The sequence below is a fragment of the Pseudomonas sp. NPDC089918 genome (assembly GCF_050280605.1).
Taxonomy (GTDB): domain Bacteria; phylum Pseudomonadota; class Gammaproteobacteria; order Pseudomonadales; family Pseudomonadaceae; genus Aquipseudomonas.
In genome coordinates this window covers 68,013-94,487 of the sequence record NZ_JBNNVP010000023.1, presented here as the reverse complement: position 1 = coordinate 94,487, position 26,475 = coordinate 68,013, and the positions used below count along the sequence as shown (strand labels likewise).

Below are 26,475 nucleotides of genomic sequence, written 5' to 3'. Positions count from 1 at the left end.
AGCTCTAGAAAGGGACGCGGAGCGTCCTGGGCTGCATTCCCACGCAGAGCGTGGGAATGATCAGTAACAACCATTAAACCTCAGGCTTGACCCGATCTGCCGGGCGCCGAACTCCAGCCACAATCTTATCCACAGCCTTGGTCGCCGCGACCATGCCGAACGTCGCCGTCACCATCATCACCGCGCCAAAGCCCCCGGCGCAGTCGAGCTTCACGCCATCACCGACAAAACTCTTCTGCAAGCAAATGCTGCCATCCGGTTTCGGGTAACGCAGTTGCTCGGTGGAAAACACGCACGGGACGCTGTAGTGGCGGGTCACGGTGCGGGAGAAGCCGTAGTCGCGGCGCAACGTGGAGCGTACTTTCGAGGCCAGGGGATCGTTGAACGTGCGGTTCAGATCGCAGACCTGGATCAGTGTCGGGTCGATCTGCCCGCCCGCGCCGCCAGTGGTGATGATCTGGATCTTGCGCCGCTTGCACCAGGCGATCAGCGCGGCTTTGGCGTTGACGCTGTCGATGCAGTCGATCACGCAGTCGATGTTCGGCGTGATGTACTCGGCCATGGTTTCACGGGTGACGAAGTCCGCCACCGCATGCACCGTGCAATCCGGGTTGATCCCGCGCAGACGCTCGGCCATCACCTCGACCTTGGGCTTGCCGACGGTGCTGTCCAGCGCATGCAGCTGACGGTTGACGTTGCTGACACAGACGTCGTCCAGGTCGAACAGCGAAATCTCGCCCACGCCACACCGGGCAACAGCTTCCGCCGCCCAGGAACCGACGCCACCGACGCCGACGATCGCCACATGGGCCGCACGCAAGCGCTCAAGGCCTTCGATGCCATACAAGCGGGCAATGCCAGCAAACCGCGGATCTTCTGTACTCATGACCATTACCCCAAAAACCGGCGCGCATTATAGGGCCGTCGGCGGCCAAGAGCATCTTTGGGTCTATAAACGGCGGTCTTGACTGCCTTAATTGCCTACAAATTTATTGGAATTGGGCTACAACGCCCCGGTCAAAGAACTTAAGTCGACTTGGATTGCCCAACGTCCGGCATTTCCCTGTCCGCTGTACGGTCAGTGAACGCCCAGTGTAGGATGCGCGCCCCCGCCCCTTGGCAGCCGGCCGCCGACCGTTCCTTCGTTCAGTAGCCCCTGGAACCTGAAATAGCTATGTCATCGCGTAAATTTGGACTCAACCTGGTCGTGGTTCTTGCAATCGCCGCCTTGTTCACCGGTTTCTGGGCGCTGGTCAATCGCCCCGTCACCGCCCCCAACTGGCCTGAGCAGATCTCCGGCTTTTCGTACTCGCCGTTTCAACAAGGCCAGTACCCGCAAAAAGCCCAGTACCCGACCGACGATGAAATGCGTCGCGACCTGGAGATCATGAGCAAGCTGACGGACAACATCCGGACCTACTCGGTCGACGGCACGCTGGAGAACATTCCCAAACTGGCGGAAGAATTCGGCCTGCGGGTGACCCTGGGTATCTGGATCAGCCCGGATGAAGAGCGCAACGAGCGCGAGATCACCCGCGCCATCGAAATCGCCAACACCTCGCGCAGCGTGGTTCGCGTGATTGTCGGTAACGAGGCGATCTTCCGTAAGGAAATCACTGCAGCAGAGCTGAGCCTGATCCTGGATCGCGTCCGCGCGGCCGTAAAGGTTCCGGTCACCACCTCTGAACAGTGGCACGTCTGGGAAGAAAACCCGAGCCTGGCCAAGCACGTTGACCTGATCGCGGCTCACGTTCTGCCCTACTGGGAGTTCGTTCCGGTGGACAAGGCCGGTCAGTTCGTTCTTGACCGCGCCCGTGATCTGAAAAAGATGTTTCCGAAAAAACCGCTGCTGCTCTCCGAGGTCGGCTGGCCGAGCAACGGCCGCATGCGCGGTGGCGCCGATGCGTCGCCGGCGGACCAGGCGATTTACCTGCGCACGCTGGTCAACAAGCTCAACCGCCAAGGCTTCAACTACTTCGTGATCGAAGCGTTCGACCAACCGTGGAAGGCCAGTGACGAAGGTTCAGTGGGCGCGTACTGGGGCGTGTTCAACGCCGCACGCCAGCAGAAATTCAACTTCGAAGGCCCGGTCGTCGCGATCCCGCAATGGCGCGTATTGGCTATCGGCTCGGTAGTGCTGGCACTGCTGTCGCTGACCCTGCTGATGATTGACGGCTCGGCCCTGCGTCAACGCGGCCGCACCTTCCTGACCTTTATCGCGTTCCTGTGCGGTTCGGTATTGGTGTGGATCGGTTACGACTACAGCCAGCAATACAGCACCTGGTTCAGCCTGACGGTGGGCTTCTTGCTCGCCCTCGGTGCACTCGGGGTGTTTATCGTTCTGCTGACCGAAGCCCACGAACTGGCCGAAGCGGTCTGGACCCACAAACGCCGGCGTGAATTCCTGCCAGTGGTGGGTGATTCGCACTACCGACCGAAGGTGTCGATTCACGTACCTTGCTACAACGAGCCGCCGGAGATGGTCAAACAGACCCTCAACGCCCTGGCTAACCTCGACTATCCGGACTTCGAAGTCCTGATCATCGACAACAACACCAAAGACCCGGCGGTCTGGGAACCGGTGCGCGATTATTGCGAAACCCTCGGCCCGCGCTTCAAGTTCTTCCACGTGGCACCGTTGGCCGGTTTCAAGGGTGGCGCGCTGAATTACCTGATTCCGCATACCGCCAAAGATGCCGAAGTGATTGCGGTGATCGACTCGGATTACTGCGTCGACCCGAACTGGCTCAAGCACATGGTGCCGCATTTCGCGGATCCGAAAATCGCCGTGGTGCAATCGCCACAGGATTACCGCGACCAGAACGAAAGCACCTTCAAGAAGCTCTGCTACGCGGAATACAAAGGCTTCTTCCACATCGGCATGGTCACCCGCAACGACCGTGACGCGATCATCCAGCACGGCACCATGACCATGACCCGACGCTCGGTGCTCGAGGAACTGGGCTGGGCCGACTGGTGCATCTGTGAAGACGCCGAGTTGGGTCTGCGCGTGTTCGAAAAAGGCCTGTCGGCGGCGTATTACCACGACAGCTACGGCAAAGGCCTGATGCCCGATACCTTTATCGACTTCAAGAAACAGCGTTTCCGCTGGGCCTACGGGGCGATTCAGATCATCAAGCGTCACACCGCCAGCCTGCTGCGCGGCAAGGACACCGAACTGACCCGTGGCCAGCGTTACCACTTCCTCGCGGGCTGGTTGCCGTGGGTGGCGGACGGCATGAACATCTTCTTCACCGTCGGCGCACTGTTGTGGTCGGCAGCGATGATCATCGTGCCGCAACGGGTCGATCCGCCGTTGTTGATTTTCGCGATCCCGCCATTGGCGCTGTTCGTGTTCAAGGTCGGCAAGATCATCTTCCTGTACCGCCGTGCGGTCGGGGTCAACCTCAAGGATGCGTTCTGCGCGGCATTGGCAGGGCTGGCGTTGTCACACACCATCGCCAAAGCGGTGCTGTACGGTTTCTTCACCAGCAGCATTCCGTTCTTCCGTACCCCGAAAAACGCCGATAATCACGGCTTCTGGGTAGCCATTTCGGAAGCGCGCGAAGAGGTGTTCATCATGCTGTTGTTGTGGGGCGCGGCGCTGGGGATCTTCCTGGTGCAGGGCCTGCCGAGCAACGACATGCGCTTCTGGGTGACCATGTTGCTGGTGCAGTCGCTGCCATACCTGGCGGCGCTGATCATGGCGTTCCTGTCGTCGCTGCCCAAACCGGTAGCTGAAGCCACGACCGCACCGGCTGTCTAAATCAGTACAGATGCACTAAACGGCGGCCAATGGCCGCCGTTTTGCTTTAAGATAACCGCCATTTTGCAGGCCTTGGCCGGGCACGTACCAACGGCCGAACGCCATACCTGTGGGAGCGGGCTTGCTCGCGAAGCTTTTGGCGTCAGTGATGGCCCCTTCGCGAGCAAGCCCGCTCCCACATTTAGCCCGCGCCCATATTTCATGTTTCCGGAGCTTTTCATGACGGCCCACGCCGACCTTTCGCCGACCCTTCAACTCGCTATCGACCTGATCCGCCGTCCGTCCGTGACGCCGGTCGACGCCGATTGCCAGAAGCAGATGATGCAGCGCCTGGGCGATGCCGGGTTCAAGCTTGAACCGATGCGCATCGAAGAGGTGGATAACTTCTGGGCGACCCACGGTAAACACGAAGGCCCGGTGCTGTGCTTCGCCGGCCACACTGACGTGGTTCCGACCGGTCCGGTAACCGCCTGGCAGATCGATCCGTTCAACGCGGTGATCGACGAACACGGCATGCTCTGCGGCCGTGGCGCGGCCGACATGAAAGGCAGCCTGGCCTCCATGACCGTGGCAGCCGAGCGTTTCGTCGCCGATTACCCGGACCACAAAGGCAAGGTCGCTTTCCTGATCACCAGCGACGAAGAAGGCCCGGCGCATCACGGCACCAAGGCTGTGATCGAACGCCTCGCCGCCCGTAAGGAACGTCTGGACTGGTGCATCGTCGGCGAACCATCGAGCACGACCCTGGTGGGTGACGTGGTCAAGAATGGCCGTCGCGGCTCCCTCGGCGCCAAATTGACCGTGCGCGGTGTGCAGGGTCACGTGGCGTATCCACACCTGGCGAAGAACCCGATCCACCTCGCTGCCCCGGCGCTGGCCGAACTGGCCGCCGAGCACTGGGACCACGGCAACGATTTCTTCCCGCCGACCAGTTTCCAGATTTCCAACGTCAATTCCGGCACCGGCGCGACCAACGTGATCCCGGGTGATCTGGTGGCGGTGTTCAACTTCCGCTTTTCCACCGAGTCCACCGTCGAAGGCCTGCAAAAACGCGTCGCCGATATTCTCGACAAGCATGGCCTGGACTGGCACATCGACTGGGCGCTGTCCGGCCTGCCGTTCCTCACCGAACCGGGCGCCCTGCTCGACGCGGTGTCGGCGAGCATCAAGGACATCACCGGTCGCGAAACGCAAGCTTCCACCAGCGGCGGTACTTCCGACGGGCGCTTCATCGCGACCATGGGCACTCAGGTTGTCGAACTGGGCCCGGTGAACGCGACGATTCACCAGGTCAACGAGCGCGTGCTGGCGGCCGATCTCGACGTGCTGACCGAGATCTACTACCAGACCCTGATCAAGTTGCTCGCCTGATGCTCGCGTGTCCGATCTGCAGCGAACCGCTGAACGCGGTGGACAACGGCGTGGCTTGCCCCGCCGGGCATCGTTTCGACCGTGCGCGGCAGGGTTACCTGAACCTGTTGCCGGTGCAGCATAAAAACAGCCGCGACCCTGGGGATAACCTGGCGATGGTCGAAGCCCGTCGCGACTTTTTGAACGCCGGCCATTACGCGCCGGTGGCCAAGCGTCTGGCGGAACTGGCGGCGCAGTACGCGCCCCAACGCTGGCTGGACATCGGTTGTGGCGAGGGTTACTACACCGCGCAAATCGCCGAAGCCTTGCCCAACGCTGACGGCTATGCGCTGGACATTTCCCGGGAAGCGGTCAAACGCGCCTGCAAACGTAACCCTGCCCTGACCTGGTTGATCGCCAGCATGGCACGGGTGCCGTTGGCCTCCGGCAGTTGCCAGTTTCTCGCCAGCGTTTTCAGCCCGCTGGACTGGGAAGAAGCCAAGCGCCTGCTCAGCCCCGGCGGCGGCTTGATGAAAGTCGGGCCGACCAGCGGCCATCTGATGGAATTGCGCGAGCGACTGTACGACGAAGTCCGCGAGTACACCGATGACAAGCATTTGGCGCTGGTGCCGGAAGGCATGACGCTGCAGCACAGCGAAACCCTGGAGTTCAAACTGACGTTGGTCAATGGTCAGGATCGCGCGAACCTGTTGGCCATGACACCCCACGGCTGGCGCGCCAGTGCCGAACGCCGGGCGGCGGTTATCGAACAGGCCGAGCCGTTCGAGGTCACTGTTTCGATGCGCTACGATTATTTTGTTCTTCAATAAACTCTTAAATTTTGGTCTTGAGCAAACAGCTTGAGGCCGGCTAAATCCGCGAATGGATTTTTCAGACCCGCAGTGAGGACATCCATGCGCCAACCCGATATCGAGATTTACCTGAAAGACGCCGACGTCGACTACAAGGCCATCGCGGCCTGGCTCGGCGCGGCTTTAGGCCCGTGCACCGACTGGGTTCAGAAAGGCCAGACCTACAAGTGCAAGGCCGGCAGCGTGCCGGTCACCTGGCTGCCGAAAGCCGTTGGCAAATGGAACAGCCTGTACCTGGAAAGCGACCAGACCCCATGGGAAGACGATATCGCCTGCGCCCGCGCAGCCTTTGCAGCGCTGAACGTCGAAGTGCGTTGCGCGCCGGGTAGCTGGGTCGAGGAAGAAGGTGAAGAGACGGCCGATCGCTGGATGCGTATCAGCGCCGATGGTGAAGAAGAAATCACCTGGAAAACTGCCTGACATTGATCGTTCCCGCGCTCTGCGTGGGAATGCCTCAACGGACGCTCCGCGTTCGGCTTTTGATGGGACGCGGAGCGTCCCGGGCTGCATTCCCACGCAGAGCGTGGGAACGATCTTCAGAGGCCTACAACGTCTTCGGCCTGCAAGCCCTTCTCCCCGGTCACCACTGCATACTCGACCTGCTGACCTTCAGTCAGCGAACGATGACCTTCGCCGCGGATAGCGCGGTAGTGCACGAACACGTCCACCCCGTCCTCGCGCTGAATGAAGCCATAGCCCTTGGCGTCGTTGAACCACTTCACATTGCCGGTTTCGCGCGTAGCCATATCTAAGTTACCCCCTTGTTTTTATTTTGAACGGCCGAGTATATGACAGCCGCAAAAACTCTCAACTCAAGTTTACTTAGGCGCTTTTTTGCCGATTTTCGGCGAATACGGCACACTATCTGCCGCCCGAGCAAACGCTCGGTTTTTTCCACTCACGCAGAAGCCGTATGACCCGTTCCCCGTTCCGCCGTCTTGTGTTTGGCACCCTGCGCCGACTGCTGTACCTCTGGGTTCGCTCGGAGACGATCAATCAGTCGTCGTTCACCCTTGACCTCGACCGCAGCCGGCCGGTGTTCTACGTCCTGCAAAATCCTTCACTGACCGACCTCGCCGTGGTCGATACCGAATGCAGCAAGGCCGGCCTGCCGCGCCCGGTGTTGCCGGTATCGGTGGGTGCGCTGGTGGAGCCCGCAGCGTTCTTTTACCTGACGCCGGAGCCCGACTGGCTCGGCCGTCAGGACAAACGCGGTGCGCCACCCACCCTGACCCGTCTGGTCAGCGCCCTGAGCCAGAACGCCGCCGAAGACGCGCAGATCATTCCGGTGAGCGTGTTCTGGGGCCAGTCGCCGGACAGCGAATCAAGCCCGTGGAAACTGCTGTTCGCCGACAGCTGGGCCGTCACCGGGCGTTTGCGTCGACTGCTGAGCATCATGATTCTGGGGCGCAAAACCCGGGCGCAGTTCTCGGCGCCGATTCATTTGCGTGAACTGATCGATCACAACAAAGGTCACGAGCGCACCGTACGCATGGCCCAGCGGATCCTGCGGGTACACTTTCGCAACCTGAAAGCCGCCGTCATCGGCCCGGACATTTCCCACCGCCGCAACCTGGTCAAAGGCCTGCTCAATCAGCCCTCGGTCAAACAGGCGATCCTCGACGAAGCCGAGCGCGAGAACATCTCCCCGGAAAAAGCCAAGGCCCAGGCCTTGCGCTATGGAAACGAGATCGCCTCGGACTACACCTACACCGCGATCCGCTTTCTGGAAGTGGTGCTGAGCTGGTTCTGGAACAAGATCTACGACGGGATCAAGGTCAACCACATCGAAGGTGTGCAGAAAGTCGCCCAGGGTCACGAAGTGATCTACGTGCCGTGCCACCGCAGCCACATCGACTATTTGCTGCTCTCCTATCTTCTGTTTCGCAACGGCCTGACCCCGCCGCACATTGCCGCCGGGATCAACCTCAACATGCCGGTGATCGGTAGCCTGCTGCGCCGTGGCGGGGCGTTCTTCATGCGCCGCACCTTCAAGGGCAACCCGCTCTATACCTCGGTGTTCAACGAATACCTGCACACCCTGTTCACCAAAGGCTTCCCGGTTGAGTACTTCGTCGAGGGCGGCCGCTCGCGCACCGGGCGCATGCTGCAACCGAAAACCGGGATGCTTGCGATCACCCTGCGCAGCTTCCTGCGTTCGTCGCGCATGCCGATCGTCTTCGTGCCGGTGTATATCGGCTATGAGCGCGTGCTGGAAGGCCGCACCTACCTCGGCGAATTGCGTGGCGCGAGCAAGAAGAAAGAATCGATCTTCGACATTTTCAAAGTCATCGGCGCGCTCAAACAGCGCTTCGGTCAGGTCGCGGTCAACTTTGGCGAGCCGATCAAACTGGCGGAATTCCTCGACAGCGAACAACCAGACTGGCGCCAACAGGAACTCGGTCCGCAGTTCAAACCGGCCTGGCTCAACGAAACCACCAACCGCCTCGGCGAGAAAGTCGCACAGCATTTGAATGAAGCGGCGGCGATCAACCCGGTGAATCTAGTGGCCCTGGCGTTGCTGTCCACCAGCCGCCTGGCCCTGGACGATCGCGCCATGGCGCGGGTGCTCGATCTGTATCTGGCGCTGTTGCGCAAGGTTCCCTACTCCTCGCATACCACCCTGCCGGAAGGTGACGGACGGGCGCTGATCGAGCATGTGAAGGACATGGACCTGCTGTCCGAGCAAAGCGATGCGCTGGGCAAGATTCTGTACCTGGACGAACAAAACGCCGTCCTGATGACCTACTACCGCAACAACGTGCTGCACATCTTCGCATTGCCGTCGTTGCTGGCGAGTTTCTTCCAGAGCACCTCGCGCATGAGCCGCGAGCAGATCCTGCGCTACACCCGCGCGCTGTATCCGTACCTGCAATCGGAGCTGTTCATTCGCTGGTCGATGGACGAACTCGATGCCGTTATCGATCAATGGCTCGAGGCTTTCGTCGAGCAAGGCCTGCTGCGTTTCGAAAAAGACGTGTACCTGCGTCCGGCACCGAGCTCACGGCATTTCGTACTACTGACGCTACTGTCGAAAAGCATCGCCCAGACCTTGCAGCGCTTCTACATGACTGTTTCCTTGCTGCTCAACAGCGGCCAGAACAGCATCAGCGCCGAAGAACTGGAAGATTTGTGCACGGTCATGGCCCAGCGTCTGTCGATCCTCCACGGCCTGAACGCCCCGGAGTTCTTCGACAAGAGCCTGTTCCGTCACTTCATCCAGACAATGCTGGACCTCGACGTGCTGCGCCGCGACGAAGCCGGCAAGCTGAGCTATCACAAACTGCTCGGCGAACTGGCCGAAGGTGCAGCCAAACGGGTATTGCCGGCGGAGATTCGCTTGTCGATCCGTCAGGTGGCGCTGCATCGCAGTGAAGATGCGGCGGACCAAGTCGCGGCGCCAGCGCAGACCGTCTAAATTCCTACAGGCGCCAGGCTTCTTCTGGCGCCTTCGATACTGAGATCTTCGATGAAAAAACTCTCTCTCGTCCTGCTGACTACCCTGCTCGGTGCCTGCCAGTCGACACCACCGACCGCCAACGCCAGCCTCGACGGCGAAGTGTTCTACTTGCAACGCATCGCCCTGCCACCGAGTGCAACCTTGAGCGTCACCTTGCAAGATGTGTCCTTGGCCGACGCACCCGCAGTAGTGCTCGACGAGCAGAAAGGTCCGGTCAAAGGCCAGGTGCCGTTGCCGTTCCATTTGAGCTACGATCCGGCGCAGGTCAAACCCGGCCACCGCTACTCGGTCAGCGCGCGCATTGAAGTCGATGGCGAGCTGATGTTCATCACCACTGAAAATCACGCCGTGCAACTGGACGGCAAAGATCGGCAACCCCTGAAAATCCGCGTCGACGTGGCCCGTTAATTCTATTTTCTGAACCTTTTTTTCTGAGCCTTTTTTCTCTAAATAAGGAAGCCGCCATGCTCCGCCCTACCCTTCGCTTCGCCGGCCTGTGCGCAGGCTTGATGATCTGCGCCAACGCCTTGGCCTTGTCGCTCAATGACCTGTCGCAACAAGACGCCACCGGCGGTCTCAAGGACGCTCTGACCCAAGGTGCGCAACTGGCCGTTAAACAACTCGGCACACCCGGCGGCTTCAGCAACAACCCGGACGTGAAAATCGAACTGCCGGGCAAGCTGGGTAAGGTCGCCAAGAAAATGAAACAGTTCGGCATGGGCGATCAGGTCGATCAACTGGAAACCAGCATGAACAAAGCGGCTGAGGCGGCCGTGACGCAGGCTCAGCCGATTCTGGTGGATGCGGTGAAGAAGATGACCGTGGAGGATGCCAAGGGGATTCTCGGCGGCGGCAAGGACTCGGCGACTCAGTACCTGAGCAAAACCAGCCGCGAGCAGATTCGCACCAAATTCCTGCCAATCGTCAAACAAGCCACCGACCAGGTCGGCCTGGCCCAGCAGTACAACTCGTTCGCCGGACAAGCCGCGACCTTGGGCGTGCTGGATGCGAAAAACGCCAACATCGAAGGCTACGTAACCGAGCAAGCGTTGAACGGTTTGTTCGAGATGATTGGCAAACAGGAAGAAACCATTCGCCAGAACCCTGCGGCGGCGGCAACCAGTTTGGCGAAGAAGGTGTTTGGTACGCTCTAAGCCTCAACTCCGATCCTGTGGGAGCGAGCTTGCTCGCGATTGCGGTGTGTCAGCCACAGTTTATGTCGACTGACACGGACTCATCGCGAGCAATCTCACGCCCCTGAGAATCAGACCGCGGACGCTGCCCGCAGGAAGAACACCCACTCGCGCCCCATCCTCCTTTTCTCGAACACCATCAACTCGACCAAACCATTCAGAGTGGCTGACGCGGTGTTGTAAGAGCAGTTCAGATTCTCCTTCACATTGACCGCCGTGAACTCCTTGGCCATACCACTCTTGGCCACTTGGTATACGGCTCGCTGTTTCTCGGTCAATCGGTCGAAAAAACCAGACTCCAGCAGCCATCGATCAAAGCTTTCGGTATAGGCCAGGCTTTTTCGATAAGCCTCGGTAAAAGCGCTGACAGCCCGGGAGATGACTGAACACTGGAAATCGATGAAGTAGGTCAGGTCCAGATCATCGGCCTCGGTATTCAGATACGAGCGCCCGTATTTCACCGGCGCATTGCGCAGCAACAAGCTGATCGCGATGTAGCGAAAGGCCGAGAAGTCATTCTTGAACATGAACCAGTAAAACAGTGCCCGTGCGACCCGGCCGTTGCCATCGCGAAAAGGATGCTCATAGCCCAGTGCAAAATGCAGCGCGATACCTTTGATCAATGGATGAAGGTAATCCACTTGACCGGGATCGTCGTGAGACTCGTTGATCCACTTCGACAGCACCTGCAATCGCGACACGAGCCCCGCTGCGGGAGGCGGCGTATGCACGGTATTACCTTCGCCATCCTGCACCACCACGTCATCGTTGACCCTGAAGGCACCCGGTGAATATTGCGGGTCATCGATACCTTCGACGCCGACACGATGCATCGCCGCGATCAGCTCGACGCTCAAGGGCTCATAACGCTTTTCCCAGGCGAAGTTCATCATCTTGTAGTTACCGATGACCATCCTCTCATCCGGCGTACGCGGCAGGCGCTTGCGCTTGAGCATGTCCTTGGCCACCCGGGTGGTGGTTGCCGCGCCTTCGAGCTGGCTGCTGCTGATGGCTTCGTCTTCGATCAGATCGTTGAGCAGATAGCTGAAATGCGCTCGTTCGCCGATCTGGCCGGTCATATATTCCAGCGCTGCCGTCGTCGCTTGTCGATCGACGGCCGAAACAGCTTTCTGGGCCAATGGGGTCAGCACAAATTGGCCCCATTGAATGGGCTCGCCCAATGGCAAAATGCTGGAATACTGTGCGGTCCGGGCTTTCTTGACCAAGGCCCAGCACAGGTTCGCATCCAGTCCAGGCGCCCAGCGGTAGCGCAACTCATCGAAAGGAAGGTAGCGGCCCTGATCGTCCAGCGGCTTGAGCAGTGCGAGGTAGTCCGAGAGGCGTTCCTTGTGGGGCGACTGCCCCAACAGATCGAACACCGGGTCGGATCTGCCCTTGAGCATGGGCGGTTTTTTCATTTCGGTATCTCAAAAACTCACGAAGTTGAGTCTTGAGTACAACAGCGCACCTACGTTGACTCAATATCAGACGGATCTGAAATATGTGTAGGAGCTTGGACCGCCTTCGCGGGCAAGCCTCGCTCCTACAATGGAGTGACCATGGTCGGCCCGAAGGCCGCCAAGACCAAATAATCACACAGACTCTTTACGGACCCTGAACCAAGCCGCATACAACGCCGGCAAAAACAGCAACGTCAATGCCGTCGCCACAATCAGCCCGCCCATGATCGCCACCGCCATCGGCCCGAAAAACACACTGCGTGACAATGGAATCATCGCCAACACCGCCGCCAACGCCGTCAGCACAATCGGTCGGAACCGTCGCACCGTCGCCTCGATAATCGCCTGCCAAGGCTTAAGCCCGGCAGCGATATCCTGCTCAATCTGATCCACCAGAATCACCGAGTTACGCATGATCATCCCGGACAAGGCGATGGTCCCGAGCATCGCCACAAAACCGAACGGCTGGCGGAACACCATCAGAAACAGCGTCACACCAATCAGCCCCAGTGGCGCCGTCAGAAACACCATCACCGTGCGCGAGAAACTGCGCAGTTGCAGCATCAGCAACGTCAGCACCACCACGATAAACAGCGGCACACCGGCCTTCACCGAGTTCTGCCCGCGCGCCGAGTCTTCCACCGTACCACCGACGTCCAGCAGATAGCCGTCTGGCAGCTCGGCGCGAATCGGATCGAGGGTCGGCATGATTTGCTGCACCAGCGTCGCCGGCTGTTCCTTGCCGTAGATATCGGCGCGAACCGTCACGTTCGGCAGGCGATTACGATGCCAGATGATGCCTTCTTCGAAGCCGTATTCCAGCGTCGCGATCTGCGACAGGGCCACGCTGCGACCGTTGTCGGTCGGCACGGCCAGACTTGGCAGCAACGCCAACTCGGTGCGCTCATGCACCGTGCCGCGCAGCAGGATCTCGATCAACTCATTGTCTTCGCGGTACTGGCTGACGCTGGCACCGGTCAGCGAGCTTCGCAGAAAACCCGAGAGGTTCGTCGTGCTCACACCCAGCGCTCGTGCACGGTCCTGATCGACGTTCAGGTAAACGACTTTGCTCGGCTCTTCCCAGTCCAGATGCACGTTGGCCACGTGTGGGTTCTCGCGAACCTTGGCCGCGACTTTACGGGCCAATGCGCGGACTTCCTCGATGTGCTCACCGGTGACCCGAAACTGCACCGGATAGCCAACCGGTGGGCCGTTCTCCAGCCGTGTAACCCGCGAGCGCAGCGCCGGGAATTGTTCGTTTAGGGTTTCAATCAGCCAGGTGCGCAGGGTTTCGCGGTCCTCGATGGTTTTGGCCAGGACGACAAACTGGGCGAAGCTCGCTGCCGGAAGTTGCTGATCCAGCGGCAGGTAGAAACGCGGCGAACCGGTGCCGACGTAAGCCACGTAGTTGTCGATCCCGGCGTGATCCTTGAGCAGGCCTTCGAGGCGTTTGACCTCCTCGGCGGTGTTACTCAGGGAGGCACCTTCGGCAAGCTTCAGATCGACCATCAACTCCAGTCGCCCCGAAGCCGGGAAGAACTGCTGTGGCACGAAACGGAACAGCACCACTGACGCGACGAACATCACGATGGTCAGGACGATCACCGTTTTGCGCCGGCGCACGCACCACTCCACCAGCCGTCTGACGCGCTGATAGAACGGCGTGCCATAGGGGTCGGGTTGGCCGTCGCCGGTGCCATGTTTGGCGGCGTGAATTTTCGCCAGGTCCGGCAGGAGTTTTTCCCCCAGATAAGGCACAAAGACCACGGCGGCAACCCACGACGCCAACAGCGCGATGGTCACCACCTGGAAAATCGAGCGGGTGTATTCGCCGGTGCCCGATTGTGCGGTGGCTATTGGCAGGAAACCGGCAGCGGTGATCAGCGTCCCGGTGAGCATCGGGAACGCGGTGCTGGTCCAGGCATAGCTGGCGGCTTTGACCCGGTCGAAGCCCTGCTCCATTTTGATCGCCATCATTTCCACGGCGATGATCGCGTCGTCCACCAGCAACCCCAGCGCCAGTACCAGCGCGCCAAGGGAAATCTTGTGCAGGCCTATCCCTAAGTAATACATGCAGGCGAACGTCATCGCCAACACCAGCGGAATCGCCAGCGCTACGACCATGCCGGTGCGTACACCGAGGGAGAAGAAACTCACCAGCAACACAATTGCCAGCGCCTCCACCAGTACCTGAACAAACTCGCCGACACCGGTTTTCACCGCGGCGGGTTGATCGGACACCTTGCGCAGTTGCATGCCAGCCGGGAGGTTTTTCTGGATCCGGGCGAATTCGACTTCCAGCGCTTTGCCCAGAATCAGAATGTCGCCACCGCTTTTCATGGCCACGGCCAGGCCGATGGCGTCTTCAGCCATGAAGCGCATGCGCGGTGCCGGTGGATCGTTGAAGCCACGACGAACGTTCGCTACATCGCCGATGCGGAACGTGCGATCACCGACCCGGATCGGGAAGTTCTTGATCTCGTCTACCGTCTGAAAATTCCCCGAAACCCGTAGCTGCAAACGCTCGCTGGTGGTTTCGAAGAAACCTGCGTTGGACATCGCGTTCTGCTCTTCAAGCGCCTGCTGCACCGCCGCCAACGGCAACCCGAGGGTGGCCAGTTTGACGTTGGACAGTTCGATCCAGATCTTCTCGTCCTGCAGCCCGAGCAGATCGACCTTGCCCACATCCTTGACCCGTTGCAGCTGAATCTGGATACGGTCGGCGTAGTCCTTGAGCACCGCGTAATCAAAACCTTCGCCGGTCAGGGCGTAAATGTTGCCGAAGGTGGTGCCGAACTCATCGTTGAAGAAGGGTCCCTGGATGCCCGGCGGCAGGGTGTGGCGAATGTCGCTGATCTTCTTGCGGACCTGATACCAGAGGTCCGGGATTTCCACCGAATGCATGGAATCCCGCGCCATGAACGTGACCTGAGATTCGCCCGGGCGGGAGAACGAAGCGATCCGTTCATACTCGCCGGTTTCCATCAGTTTCTTTTCAATACGCTCGGTAACCTGGCGCGATACTTCCTCGGCCGTGGCCCCCGGCCAGTTGGTGCGAATCACCATGGCTTTGAAGGTAAACGGCGGGTCTTCACTTTGGCCCAGCTTGGTGTAGGACAACGCGCCGACGACGGCCAGCAAGAGCATCAGAAACAGTACGATCTGGCGGTTACGCAGCGCCCATTCGGAAAGATTGAAACCCATCGGGGATTACTCCTTGTGCGCCAGATTGACCACACGGTTGGAGCGATCCACCGGGCGTACTTGCTGCCCGTCGTGAAGCACATGAACACCGGCCGCCACCACCCAGTCGCTGGCGTTCAGGCCTTCAAGCACCGGCACGGTTTTCTCACCGAATGCACCGACCCGCACCGGAGCTTTCTTCAGGGTGTTGTTGGCGCCGACCACCCACACATAAGTGGCACCGTTTTCCGCAGTGACCGCCGACAGCGGCACCGACAACGACACCACATCGGCAGTCTGGATGAACACCCGGGCGCTCTGGCCAAGTTCGGCGGGAACCTTGCCAGCGGTAAAAGCGATACGGGCGGCGAAAGTGCGGGATTTCGGGTCGGCCGCAGGTGACAACTCACGGATGCGTCCGGGGAAACGTTGATCGGGTTGGGTCCAGAGTTCCACCGAGACCGGCTGGCCGACCTTGAAGCGACCGAAACTCTGCTCCGGCAGGCTGATCAACACTTCGCGCTCGCCATCGGTGGCGAGGGTAAACACGGTTTGCCCGGCCGCCACCACTTGCCCGACTTCAACCGCACGTTTGGCCACCACCCCATCCTGCGGCGCGCGCAGCACCGCGTAACTGGCCTGATTGGTCGATACATTGAATTCGGCTTTGATTTGCTTGAGGCGTGCTTCACCGGAGCGGTAGAGGTTTTCCGCATTGTCGTATTGCGAACGGCTGACCATCTGCCGCTCCATCAGGGTCTTGTAGCGATCACGCTCGGCGCGCACCAGGCTCAGGTTGGCTTCTGCGGCCGCGACCTGGGCACGGGTGGCTTCCAGTTGCAGGCGCACGTCCTGAGGATCCAGTTCCGCCAAGGGTTGATCAGCCTTGACCCGCTGGCCTTCCTCGACCAGTCGTCGGCTGACTTTGCCGCCAATGCGAAAGGCCAGATCTGGCTCATAGCGCGCGCGGACTTCACCGGGATAACTTTCCATGGCCTGGGCCGAGGGCTCTGGCTGTACGACCATGGCCGGGCGGACGGTGACTTGAGGCGCCTCTTCATGGCCACACGCAGACAATAAAAAAGCCAGACTGACCGGCAATGCGAGGGACAAGGCATAGCGGAACATGGTGAAGGACCTTTCGCTAATGGTGCTTTGAATAATTATACTGACCAGTATGTTATTAATAGCAAACTCACCAGTCCAGTATTAAAGCGAAGAATGTCTAACAATCTTTCAACACCCAGTGGTCCGGGTCGCCCCAAGGATCTGGCCAAGCGCCAGGCAATCCTCGACGCGGCGAAAATTCTGTTTCTGAGTAAGGGTTACGCCAATACCAGCATGGATGCCGTGGCGACCGAGGCCGGCGTGTCGAAGCTGACGGTCTACAGCCATTTCAACGACAAGGAGACGCTGTTCTCCGCCGCCGTGGTGGCCAAGTGCGAGGAGCAATTGCCACCGCTGTTTTTTGAATTGCCGGACGGCATTGCGGTGGAAACCGTGCTGCTGAACATCGCACGCGGCTTTCATCAGCTGATCAACAGCGATGAATCGGTGAACCTGCATCGACTGATGATGACGCTGGGTAGCCAGGACCCAAAACTCTCACTGATTTTCTTCCAGGCCGGGCCAGAACGCGTACTTCACGGCATGGAGGGGTTGCTGAACAAGGTCAATCAGAGCGGCGCATTGAGCATCGATAAACCGCGCAATGCCGCCGAGCATTTCTTTTGCCTGCTCAAGGGCGCGGGGAATTTCCGCTTGCTGTACGGCTGCGGCGAGCCGGTGACCGGGGATGCGGCCGAGGCCCATGTGCGGGAAGTGGTGGGGCTGTTTATGCGGGCTTATCGGCCGGAGTCGGCCTGATGATCGTTCCCACGCTCTGCGTGGGAATGCAGCCCGGGACGCTCCGCGTCCCTTTCGAAGCGGACGCAGAGCGTCCATTGAGGCATTCCCACGCAGAGCATGGGAACGATCAGTATCGAATCAGGGTTTGAGCGCTTTCTTCGGATAAATGTCATACCGGCTGGACTTGCCATCCAGCGCATGACTCGGCTTCGGCCCGTCGATGCACGGCGCCTTGCGTGGGCGTTTGACTACCACCCGGTGACTGGCCAGGGCCAATGCCGCTTCGAGCAATGCCGGCGCATCCGGGTCATCGCCGACCAGCGGCCGGAACAGGCGCATTTCCTTCTTCACCAGCGCGGTTTTCTCGCGATGGGGAAACATCGGGTCGAGGTAAATCACCTGCGGTGGCTCGCCTTCCCAGTTGCGCATCACCTCGATCGAATTGCCCTTGAGCAAACGCATCCGCGCCACGATCGGTGCCACGTCGAAATCTTCCGCGCCGCGCGCCAGGCCATCTTCAAGCAAGGCGCCGATCAGCGGCTGGCGCTCGATCAGGCTCATCTCACAGCCCAGGCTAGCCAGCACGAACGCATCCTTGCCCAACCCGGCCGTGGCGTCCAGCACGCGCGGACGCACGCCTTGGGCGACACCGACCGCTTTGGCGATCATCTGACCGCTGCCACCGCCGTACAACCGACGATGGGCCGCGCCTCCCTCGACGAAGTCCACCCTCACCGGTCCCGGAGCGTCCGGCCCGAGCTGCTGCAGCTGCAACCCCTGCTCGCCCACCTGCAAGGCAAACTCGCCGTCATCCACCTGCAACGGCAACCCCAGGCGCTCGGCCCATTGTTCGGCCTGTGGCTGAAAGGTCGTGCCCAAGGCCTCGACATGGATGCGGCAGGCCGCAGGTTGCTCAATCATGGGAAAACACGCTCAAAAAATTAATGATCGGCAAAAACGGCCGATAACCAAACTATCGAGCATTTTGCCAGAGCTGAGCGTCGACCGAGAGAAATGTCAGACATTCAACGCACATCGATAGGTTACATCTCGCCCCACGGCGATTTTGGCCTGCGAAATTCCCAAGCACTGAGCGGCGTCAGTCACCTGTGGCAGGATTTTTTTGCCCAGGCCCTGGCCGATCAGTCGGGCGATGTCGTGCCGGAGTCTCTCAACTTTCCGCCGGTCGATCTCGACAGCCCGGTCGAACCGACCGTTGGCAGTGAGCTGCTGGCGCACATCGTTTCCCAGCGCGAATGTGATGTGATCGAAACACCCGTCCGCCCGCCAGAGCCACTGTTCCTGCCGATTGCCGAGTTCGAAATGGACCTGGCCGACAAACCTTCCCCGCCGTTCCCGCCGGAAGAAATCGTCGCGCAACAGAAACAACAGGACTTCGACAGCGGCTGGGTACGCCCGATCGTGCTCACCGCCGGTCAACCGCTGCCAGAGCCTGGCATCGCACCGCAACCGCGTCCGCTACGCTTGCCGATCGCCGAGTTCGAACTTGAGCTGCTGGACAAACCGTTCCCGCCTTTCTCGCCCGAAGAGCTGGTGGAACAACAGAAACAATTGGATTTCGATAACGGTTGGGCACGCCCGATCGTTTTGCAGAATCTGCGCATCGCCGCATAACCCTCAGCGGCACCGCCACCACGGCCCGACATCCACATGAAAGTGGTTGCGATGGGCGGCGTTGTAGTCCGGGCTCAACACCACACTGAACATATCGCAGGCGCCGTCGCGGACCTGACGCAGAAATCGCGCGTCCTGGTTATCTTTCGGCCAATCCCTGAGCACGCTGATCGATCTGCCGTCCGCCAGCCGGAATCCGCTGATATCCAGCGCATCGGCCGTGGCATGCTGGCTGCGCCTGCCGTTTTCGCGGTTGTAGACGTTGCGACAGGCGAAGCTGCCGAGATGGTCGACCCGTTTCACCGCCTGGCCGTAGACCGCCTGAGCCGCCGGTTGCAGGGCGTGGCGCTCGAACAAGGCGAACGCTACCGCCAGGCTGCAACTGGCGAGGAAACTGCTGCTCAGCGCCGCCTCGCCACCTTGCACACGCAAGGTGTTGGTCAACGGGCAAGTCGCGTCCGGGCTGTCGGCCTGACGAGCCACCCGCAAACCTGAGCTGCTCAGGACCTGGTCGCATAACTGCGGATCATCGCGCAGGCGCATCAGTTTGTAGCGAGTCAGCAGGTTCGGTTCGGCCTTCACGTCCAGCGGCGCCCACGGGTTCCATTGCGCAGGAATGGAAACCCAGCCGCACCAGACGCTCAACCCGGCAGCGCCGACGATCAACAGCACCAGCAACAGCCCCCACCGAAACCGCATCGTCAGCCTTTGAACAATTGATTGGCCTTCTGGAACGGCATCGACCGGGAGGTAAAACCGAAGGTCCCGTGTTGCTGGATTTCCTCGGCTGCGCGGAAGAACTCGCCATACGCCGCCAAGGCCAGGGCCGAACCAACGCTGATGCGTTTGACGCCCATTTCACTCAACTGCTCGACCGTCAGCTTGAGCCCGCCGGACATCAACACATTGACCGGCTTCGGCTCCACGGCACGGACCACTGCCAAGACCTCTTCAGCACTGCGCAGGCCCGGTGCGTAAAGCACGTCGGCCCCCGCCTCGGCGAATGCCTGCAAGCGGCGAATGGTGTCGTCGAGGTCAGGATTGCCGTGCAGAAAGTTCTCGGCACGCGCCGTCAGCACGAAGGGAAAAGGCAAACTGCGAGCCACCGCGACAGCCGCTTCGATACGCGCCACGGCATGCTCGAAGCAGTAGATCGGACCGTCCTCACGCCCGGTGGCATCTTCGATCGAACCACCAACGGCACCAGCCTTTGCCGCACGCACAATACTTTGGGCGCAGTCGTTGGGGGCGTCGGCAAAACCGTTTTCGAGATCCACCGCCACCGGCAGATCAGTGGCTGAAACAATCGCTTCAACGTTCGCCAAGGTCTCGTCGAGCGTCAGCCCACCGTCGGGACGTCCCCGGGAAAAGGCGTAACCGGCACTGGTGGTTGCCAGCGCCTCGAAGCCAAGGCTGGCGAGCATTTTCGCCGAGCCGGCGTCCCAAGGGTTGGGAATGACAAAAGCGCCCTCGCGTTCGTGCAGTGCTTTGAACGCCTGGGCTCGAAGGGTTTGCGCATCCATTGGCAGGCTCCTGGAAAGAGGAAACGAAGCTAATACCAGTCAGTTAAGCGCAATCCGTGTGGGAGCGGGCTTGCTCGCGAAAGCGGAGTGTCAGACGACAACAATGTTGATTGTGCCGCCGTCTTCGCGAGCAAGCCCGCTCCCACAGGTTTCGCATCTCAGCTGACTGGCATCAGGGAACGAGGCCGCTTCAGAGCAAGCCAAGTTGCTCGGCGGCGGGCTCTCTGTATAGCTCAGGCAGCGGCGGCAAGCCAGGCAAACGCAGCATCAGTTGTGCGTGAAAACGTTGGGCGAGTTTTGCCGCCAGCAGGTTATCGGCGGTGTGCAGGAAGATATAGGGCGTGCGGCCCTCTTCGATCCAGGCAGCGATTTTCTCGACCCACGGCACCAGGAATGGATCGTTGGCTTCAAGCACAGGATGGCCGATGAAACGCACCTGTGGGAACTGAGTAAACGCAGCAGGGCGAGGCGGTACCCTGGGCTTTTTCGATTGGGCGTGGAGCACCGAAGGATCGGTCGAGGTGCAGCTGAACAGCGCTCGCGGATCAAGGCAGATACGCTCGACACCACGGTCCAGCAACAGGCGATTGAGCATCCGCTCGGCATCGCCCTTGGCGAAGAACTCATCGTGTCGCACTTCGACCGCCAAGGGCCGATCCACCGCGTCAATAAAACCGGCCAGCTCGGACAAACGTTGCGGGGTGAAGCTTTTCGATAATTGCAGCCATAGCAGCGAAACCCGTTCACCCAGAGGGCTGAGCAATTGCAGAAATGTCTCGGCGGCGGTCAATTGTTCGCGCAGGTCACCGCCATGGCTGATGTCGCCGGGGAATTTGGCGGTGAAGCGAAAGTGTTCGGGCATGATTTCGGCCCAGCGCTGCACAGTGGCGGCGGAGGGGCTCGCGTAGAAAGTCGTATTGCCTTCCACGGCGTTGAACACTTGAGCATAAAGATTGAGAAACTCGGCAGGCCTGGCGTCTTGCGGATACAAGTAATCGCGCCAGGCGTTTTCACTCCAGGACGGGCAGCCGAGGTAGTAAGGCAGCATCAGATGTACAGGTCGAGACCCAGTACATCCGCATCCCAATCGACAAAAGTGGCGGTGCTCAGGTAACTGGCCAGTGCCATCGCCACACTTTTGCTCATGGCGCGGTGATAAATCATGTCTTGTTGGCGGGCGGGCAGATTGCTCAGGCGTTGTGCGGAAGCTTTGGCGGCACGGGCGGCCAATTGCTCTTCGGTAGGGAATTCCAGCTCGCCGTCGATATCGACGGAGTCATCCTCGGACACATGGCCTTTGCGAGGCTTGCGCTTGATGGGGTAGGACTGAGAGGAAAGGCCGTCTATACGCATGAGTACATGTCCGGTATCAATGATGGCAGCTTAGTGGCACATGGCCCACTTCGCAAACTGCCGAGTGATAACTAGAACACAGAAAAGTGAAAAGGTTTAAAAGCGCGGGTTAGAAAGTGACGATTGGCTAGAGATGAAATGCTGATTGTGGCGAGGGGGCTTGCCCCCGTTCGGCTGCGAAGCAGTTGCAAAACCAGCCAATGCGGTGTGTCAGGGGAATGTGGTGGTGGTTTTTGGGGTCGCTTCGCGACCCAACGGGGGCAAGCCCCCTCGCCACAGAAGGCCCCATCAACCGGGATTAACGCGCTTTCGGCGTCGCGACTTTATCGCGCAAATACACCGGCTGCGCCTGATCGGCCACGATCGCTTCACCGCGTTCCCAGGCAAAGCGCGCCAGGGTCAGCAGGTCTTCGGCGTGGGGCAGCATGCCCGCGTCCTGCCCGCTCAGGTTGACGGCAATGCGCTCGGAATACCCCCAACCGGTGCCTGCGCCGAACCACTCGCCGCTGGCATCGGCCGGCAACGTAGCGGCTTGCGGTGGCAGTACTGCTTCGTTGCCCACCAACCGCATCTCCCCCGCCGTTTCGCGGTAGCACCCCCAATACACCTCATCCATGCGCGCATCGATTGCCGCCGCGACCTGGCTAACGCCATGTTCGCGATAAGCCCGCTGGGCGAGTACGGCGAGATTGGAGACCGACAACACCGGGCGATCCAGCGCAAACGCCAGCCCCTGCACCACGCCGATGGCGATCCGCACACCGGTGAACGCGCCCGGACCACGGCCGAACGCAATGGCATCGACCGCTTGCAGCGTGGTCCCGGCATCGGCCAGCAGTTGCTGGATCATCGGCAGCAGCTTCTGCGCATGCAGGCGCGGGATCACCTCGTAATGACTCGTGACTTTACCGTCATGCAGCAAAGCAACGGAGCAAGCTTCAGTCGCGGTGTCCAGGGCCAGCAAGGTGCTCATCGATGTTTCCGTAAGAGAGGTCAGAAAAAAGTGCGTCAGTATAAACAACTACGGCCCGCAAGCGGGCCGTAGAAGATGAAGCCGATCAGACTTTTCAGCTCAGTGCTTCAAGCACCTTGCCGGTGATCACTTCAACCGAGCCAACACCCGGAATATGGCTGTATTTCGGCTTGCCCTGAGCAGAGGCCAGCCCCTGGTAGAACTCCACCAGTGGTTTGGTCTGGGAGTGGTAGACCGACAGGCGATGACGCACGGTTTCTTCGGTGTCGTCCTTGCGCTGCACCAGCTCTTCACCGGTGATGTCGTCTTTGCCGGCGATTTTCGGCGGGTTGTAGACGGTGTGGTACACGCGGCCGCTGGCCTCGTGAACGCGACGACCGGCGATACGCTGAACGATTTCTTCGTCATCGACGGCGATTTCGACCACGTTGTCCAGTTCCACACCCGCTTCTACCAGCGCTTCAGCTTGCGGAATGGTGCGCGGGAAACCGTCGAACAGGAAACCATTGGCACAGTCAGGCTGCGCGATACGGTCCTTGACCAGGGCGATGATCAGATCGTCGGAGACCAGACCACCGGCATCCATGATGCCTTTGGCTTTAACACCCAGCTCGGTACCGGCTTTTACAGCAGCACGCAGCATGTCGCCGGTGGAGATTTGCGGAATGCCGAATTTCTCGGTGATGAACTTAGCCTGAGTACCTTTACCGGCCCCGGGAGCTCCCAGCAGAATGACGCGCATCGATGTGCTCCTCAATTTTTTATATAGATAACGTCAGATTCGCCTCTTGGGGCCAATCTCAAAAATAGGATCGCGACCGCCCAAACGGCCAAAGGCTGATCAAGATACACAGCAGGCCCTGCCCACACAAGCCGCCGAAAGTCGGAGAAACCCGCCCCTTACGAGACCCTGCGAAGGGGTAACCCAAGTCGCAACCCCATCATTAACTGTCGCGTGACAGACCTTTTCGACCGCTCGCCAGCAGGCACTCGACGCTCGCGCCGGGTGCCTGTCCCCCACGATGAAAACCTTAGCCGGTATTTCGCAAACCGGCGGCAATCCCCGCCACAGACACCAGTAACGCCTGTTCTACCGGGCTGCCCTGGGCCACATCCTGTTGCCGCGAACGTGCCAACAGTTCGGCCTGCAATAGATGCAGCGGGTCGAGGTAAGTGTTGCGCAGGCGGATGAATTCAAGGGTGGCTGGGCTATGTGCCAGTAGCTGCGACTGACCGGTCAACCCCAGGACCACCGCACACGCCTGCGACAATAGGTCGCGTAAATGCGCCCCCAAAGGGAGCAGATCCGGCTCGACCAAGCGCTCATCGTAAGACTGGGCGATGTCGGCGTCGGCCTTGGCCAGCACCATTTCCAGCATATCGATGCGGGTACGGAAGAACGGCCACTGCTCGCGCATCTGCCCCAGCAACTCACCCTCGCCGCGCTCCAGTGCCTTGCTCAATGCCGCTTCCCAGCCAAGCCAGGCCGGCAGCATCAGGCGCGTCTGGGTCCAGCCGAAGATCCAGGGAATGGCGCGCAAGCTTTCAATTCCACCCGCACGGCGCTTGGCCGGGCGGCTGCCCAACGGCAAACGCCCCAATTCCTGTTCCGGGGTGGACTGGCGGAAATATTCGACGAACTGCGGATTCTCCCGCACCACAGCGCGGTAAGCCTTGACGCCGTCGGCGGCCAATTCGTCCATCAAATGGCGCCAGGCAGGCTCAGGGGGTGGCGGTGGTAGCAAGGTCGCCTCCAACACCGCCGCCAGGTACAGATTGAGGTTTTGCTCGGCGATGTCCGGTAGGCCGAATTTGAAACGAATCATTTCCCCTTGCTCAGTGGTGCGGAAACGCCCCGCCACCGACCCCGGCGGCTGCGACAGAATCGCCGCATGCGCCGGACCACCCCCACGGCCCACGGTGCCACCGCGACCGTGGAACAACAGCAGTTCCACTTGCTGTTCGCGACAGATGTCGACCAAACGCTCCTGCGCCCGATACTGCGCCCAGGCTGCCGCTGTAGTGCCGGCGTCCTTGGCCGAGTCGGAATAACCGATCATCACTTCCTGCGGCCCTTGCAGGCGCGAGCGATAGCCCGGCAACAACAAGAGTTTTTCGATCACCGGGCCGGCGTTATCGAGGTCGGCGAGGGTTTCGAACAGCGGCACCACGCGCATCGGCCGCAATACACCGGATTCTTTGAGCAGCAATTGCACGGCCAGCACGTCGGAAGCGGCACCGGCCATGGAAATCACATAAGAGCCGAGGGAGGCCCCCGGTGCCGCGGCGATTTCCCGGCACGTCGCCAGCACTTCGGCTGTGTCGGCAGACGGCTTGAAGTACGCGGGCAGCAACGGACGGCGATTGTTCAGTTCGCGCATCAGGAAGGCGATGCGCTCCTCTTCGCTCCAGTCCTCATAACGGCCCAGGCCGAGGTAATCGGTGATTTCGGTCATGGCCGCCGTGTGGCGCGACGAGTCCTGCCGCACATCAAGGCGCACCAGAAACAACCCGAACGTCACCGCGCGGCGCAGGCAATCGAGCAACGGGCCGTCGGCAATGACGCCCATGCCGCATTCATGCAGCGAGTGGTAGCACAGCTCCAGCGGGTCCAGCAGGTCGCGGTTGTTTTGCAGCACATCGGCCGACGCTGGCGTGTTTGCCGTCAGGGATGCGTGGGCCCAATTACGGGTCGCGCGCAGGCGTTCACGCAATTGTTTGAGCACTGCACGGTAAGGCTCGGCGCTGTCGCCGGCCTTGGCTTTCAACTCGTCACTGGCCTGCTGCATCGACAACTCGGCGGCGAGGTGATCGACATCGCGCAGGTACAAATCGGCGGCCATCCAGCGCGCCAGCAGCAACACTTCGCGGGTTACGGCGGCGGTGACGTTGGGGTTGCCGTCGCGGTCGCCGCCCATCCATGAGGCAAAGCGAATCGGTGCGGCTTCCAGTGGCAGGTGCAGGCCGGTGGCGGCATGCAGGGCCTGATCGGCCTTGCGCAAATAGTTGGGAATCGCCTGCCACAGCGAATGCTCGATCACCGCGAAGCCCCACTTGGCTTCGTCCACCGGTGTCGGACGGGTACGGCGGATTTCTTCGGTGTGCCAGGCTTCGGCGATCAGGCGCTGCAACTTCGTCTTGATCTGCTCGCGTTCGGCGCTGGTCAGGTCGCGATGGTCCTGGGCGGCCAGTTGCGCGGCGATCGCGTCGTACTTCTGGATCAGCGTGCGACGCGCCACTTCGGTGGGGTGCGCGGTCAATACCAGTTCGATTTCCAGCCGGCCCAATTGCCGGGCCAGGGACTCGGCGTCATGGCCCGCAGTCAGCAGGCGAGCGAGCAATTCCGGCAACACCCGTGCCTCGAACGGCGCAGGCTGCGATTCTTCACGGCGATGAATCAGCTGATATTGCTCGGCGATATTGGCCAGATTGAGGAACTGGTTGAACGCCCGCGCCACCGGCAGCAACTCGCCTTCGCTCAACTGGTTGAGGCTGGCGCTGAGTTCGGCGTCCATCGAACCGCGACGGTCGGCCTTGGCGCCTTTGCGGATCTGCTCGATTTTGTCGAGAAAGTCGTCCCCGTACTGTTCACGAATGGTGTTGCCCAACAGCTCACCCAACAGGTGAACGTCCTCGCGCAAGCGTGCATCAATATCGGTCATCAGCAGTTCTCCAGCGAAAATCCGGGCGGCTATGCTTGGTTACAAAGGCTCTGATATAGAGAGTGCCGTCGTAAAGCGCTTCTTACAAGCAGACGACAAAGCGACTTCAAACACCGGGCATTACAGCTAATCTCAACCATAAGCCGTACAACGGCGTATCACCGGCCACCGCCGGACACTCACCCGGCCTGCCACGA

At 60.3% G+C, this 26,475-nt stretch carries 22 protein-coding genes; 9 read left to right on the top strand and 13 right to left on the bottom strand.

Annotated features, from left to right (window positions below; translation table 11 throughout):
• Nucleotides 1-73 precede the first annotated feature (73 nt).
• The gene (gene tcdA / locus ACQKPC_RS17590; RefSeq protein ID WP_161794720.1) at nt 74-886 is read right to left on the bottom strand and encodes a tRNA cyclic N6-threonylcarbamoyladenosine(37) synthase TcdA; all 813 of its coding nucleotides are present in this window, start codon (nt 884-886) and stop codon (nt 74-76) included.
• A gap of 288 nt (nt 887-1,174) precedes the next feature.
• On the opposite strand from tcdA, the gene ACQKPC_RS17585 reads away from it, so the two are divergent.
• The 4 genes from ACQKPC_RS17585 (at nt 1,175) to ACQKPC_RS17570 (ending at nt 6,408) form a co-directional block, all read left to right on the top strand.
• Nucleotides 1,175-3,766: a glycosyltransferase gene (locus ACQKPC_RS17585; RefSeq protein ID WP_192344208.1), complete on the top strand. Its 2,592-nt coding sequence runs from the start codon at nt 1,175-1,177 to the stop codon at nt 3,764-3,766.
• Between the two features lie 219 nt (nt 3,767-3,985).
• Nucleotides 3,986-5,137, top strand: coding sequence for a succinyl-diaminopimelate desuccinylase (gene dapE, locus ACQKPC_RS17580; RefSeq protein WP_427625707.1), 1,152 nt, complete (start codon nt 3,986-3,988; stop codon nt 5,135-5,137).
• A complete protein-coding gene (locus ACQKPC_RS17575; RefSeq protein WP_427625706.1) occupies nt 5,137-5,946 on the top strand; it encodes a putative RNA methyltransferase in 810 nt (269 codons plus the stop codon). The genes dapE and ACQKPC_RS17575 overlap by 1 nt, the downstream gene beginning before the upstream one ends.
• 84 nt (nt 5,947-6,030) lie before the next feature.
• Nucleotides 6,031-6,408: a hypothetical protein gene (locus ACQKPC_RS17570; RefSeq protein ID WP_008070352.1), complete on the top strand. Its 378-nt coding sequence runs from the start codon at nt 6,031-6,033 to the stop codon at nt 6,406-6,408.
• Between the two features lie 116 nt (nt 6,409-6,524).
• On the opposite strand, the gene ACQKPC_RS17565 is transcribed toward ACQKPC_RS17570, so the two are convergent.
• The gene (locus ACQKPC_RS17565) at nt 6,525-6,734 is read right to left on the bottom strand and encodes a cold-shock protein (RefSeq protein WP_007964248.1); all 210 of its coding nucleotides are present in this window, start codon (nt 6,732-6,734) and stop codon (nt 6,525-6,527) included.
• Between the two features lie 167 nt (nt 6,735-6,901).
• On the opposite strand from ACQKPC_RS17565, the gene plsB reads away from it, so the two are divergent.
• Genes plsB through ACQKPC_RS17550 form a run of 3 tightly spaced genes read left to right on the top strand, consistent with a single transcriptional unit; the run spans nt 6,902 to nt 10,602 of the window.
• Nucleotides 6,902-9,406, top strand: coding sequence for a glycerol-3-phosphate 1-O-acyltransferase PlsB (plsB, locus tag ACQKPC_RS17560; protein WP_427625705.1), 2,505 nt, complete (start codon nt 6,902-6,904; stop codon nt 9,404-9,406).
• 51 nt (nt 9,407-9,457) lie between these two features.
• Nucleotides 9,458-9,856 (top strand): YbaY family lipoprotein, encoded by a 399-nt coding sequence (locus ACQKPC_RS17555; RefSeq protein ID WP_427625704.1) that lies wholly within the window; start codon nt 9,458-9,460, stop codon nt 9,854-9,856.
• Nucleotides 9,857-9,912: 56 nt separating this feature from the next.
• Nucleotides 9,913-10,602, top strand: a complete 690-nt coding sequence (locus ACQKPC_RS17550) for a DUF4197 domain-containing protein (RefSeq protein ID WP_427625703.1) — start codon at nt 9,913-9,915, stop codon at nt 10,600-10,602.
• A gap of 110 nt (nt 10,603-10,712) precedes the next feature.
• On the opposite strand, the gene ACQKPC_RS17545 is transcribed toward ACQKPC_RS17550, so the two are convergent.
• From ACQKPC_RS17545 to ACQKPC_RS17535, 3 genes are all read right to left on the bottom strand, one after another.
• Nucleotides 10,713-12,059 (bottom strand): Fic family protein, encoded by a 1,347-nt coding sequence (locus ACQKPC_RS17545; protein WP_427625702.1) that lies wholly within the window; start codon nt 12,057-12,059, stop codon nt 10,713-10,715.
• Between the two features lie 174 nt (nt 12,060-12,233).
• On the bottom strand, nt 12,234-15,305 hold the full coding sequence (locus ACQKPC_RS17540; RefSeq protein WP_427625701.1) for an efflux RND transporter permease subunit: 3,072 nt from the start codon (nt 15,303-15,305) through the stop codon (nt 12,234-12,236).
• A 6-nt stretch (nt 15,306-15,311) separates the two neighbouring features.
• Nucleotides 15,312-16,412, bottom strand: coding sequence for an efflux RND transporter periplasmic adaptor subunit (locus ACQKPC_RS17535; protein WP_427625700.1), 1,101 nt, complete (start codon nt 16,410-16,412; stop codon nt 15,312-15,314).
• A gap of 93 nt (nt 16,413-16,505) precedes the next feature.
• Between ACQKPC_RS17535 and ACQKPC_RS17530 the strand changes: the two genes are divergently transcribed.
• Nucleotides 16,506-17,150: a TetR/AcrR family transcriptional regulator gene (locus ACQKPC_RS17530; protein ID WP_427625699.1), complete on the top strand. Its 645-nt coding sequence runs from the start codon at nt 16,506-16,508 to the stop codon at nt 17,148-17,150.
• Between the two features lie 120 nt (nt 17,151-17,270).
• On the opposite strand, the gene ACQKPC_RS17525 is transcribed toward ACQKPC_RS17530, so the two are convergent.
• Nucleotides 17,271-18,053, bottom strand: coding sequence for a class I SAM-dependent methyltransferase (locus ACQKPC_RS17525; RefSeq protein ID WP_008012270.1), 783 nt, complete (start codon nt 18,051-18,053; stop codon nt 17,271-17,273).
• A gap of 93 nt (nt 18,054-18,146) precedes the next feature.
• On the opposite strand from ACQKPC_RS17525, the gene ACQKPC_RS17520 reads away from it, so the two are divergent.
• Complete coding sequence (locus tag ACQKPC_RS17520) at nt 18,147-18,767, top strand: energy transducer TonB (RefSeq protein WP_218398476.1); 621 nt, start codon at nt 18,147-18,149, stop codon at nt 18,765-18,767.
• Nucleotides 18,768-18,770: 3 nt separating this feature from the next.
• Here ACQKPC_RS17520 and ACQKPC_RS17515 read toward each other — a convergent pair whose 3' ends face one another.
• From ACQKPC_RS17515 to ppc, 7 genes are all read right to left on the bottom strand, one after another.
• On the bottom strand, nt 18,771-19,466 hold the full coding sequence (locus tag ACQKPC_RS17515; RefSeq protein ID WP_427625698.1) for an extensin family protein: 696 nt from the start codon (nt 19,464-19,466) through the stop codon (nt 18,771-18,773).
• Between the two features lie 2 nt (nt 19,467-19,468).
• Nucleotides 19,469-20,290: an isocitrate lyase/PEP mutase family protein gene (locus tag ACQKPC_RS17510; protein ID WP_427625697.1), complete on the bottom strand. Its 822-nt coding sequence runs from the start codon at nt 20,288-20,290 to the stop codon at nt 19,469-19,471.
• A gap of 190 nt (nt 20,291-20,480) precedes the next feature.
• The gene (locus ACQKPC_RS17505; protein ID WP_427625714.1) at nt 20,481-21,341 is read right to left on the bottom strand and encodes a DUF72 domain-containing protein; all 861 of its coding nucleotides are present in this window, start codon (nt 21,339-21,341) and stop codon (nt 20,481-20,483) included.
• Nucleotides 21,338-21,643: a hypothetical protein gene (locus ACQKPC_RS17500; RefSeq protein ID WP_427625696.1), complete on the bottom strand. Its 306-nt coding sequence runs from the start codon at nt 21,641-21,643 to the stop codon at nt 21,338-21,340. The genes ACQKPC_RS17505 and ACQKPC_RS17500 overlap by 4 nt, the downstream gene beginning before the upstream one ends.
• A 298-nt stretch (nt 21,644-21,941) precedes the next feature.
• Entirely contained in the window at nt 21,942-22,616 is a 675-nt protein-coding gene (gene tsaB, locus ACQKPC_RS17495; RefSeq protein WP_427625695.1) for a tRNA (adenosine(37)-N6)-threonylcarbamoyltransferase complex dimerization subunit type 1 TsaB, read from the bottom strand.
• 94 nt (nt 22,617-22,710) lie between these two features.
• Entirely contained in the window at nt 22,711-23,358 is a 648-nt protein-coding gene (adk, locus tag ACQKPC_RS17490) for an adenylate kinase (RefSeq protein WP_007906266.1), read from the bottom strand.
• A gap of 289 nt (nt 23,359-23,647) precedes the next feature.
• Nucleotides 23,648-26,278, bottom strand: a complete 2,631-nt coding sequence (gene ppc, locus ACQKPC_RS17485; RefSeq protein WP_427625694.1) for a phosphoenolpyruvate carboxylase — start codon at nt 26,276-26,278, stop codon at nt 23,648-23,650.
• Between the last annotated feature and the right edge of the window lie 197 nt (nt 26,279-26,475).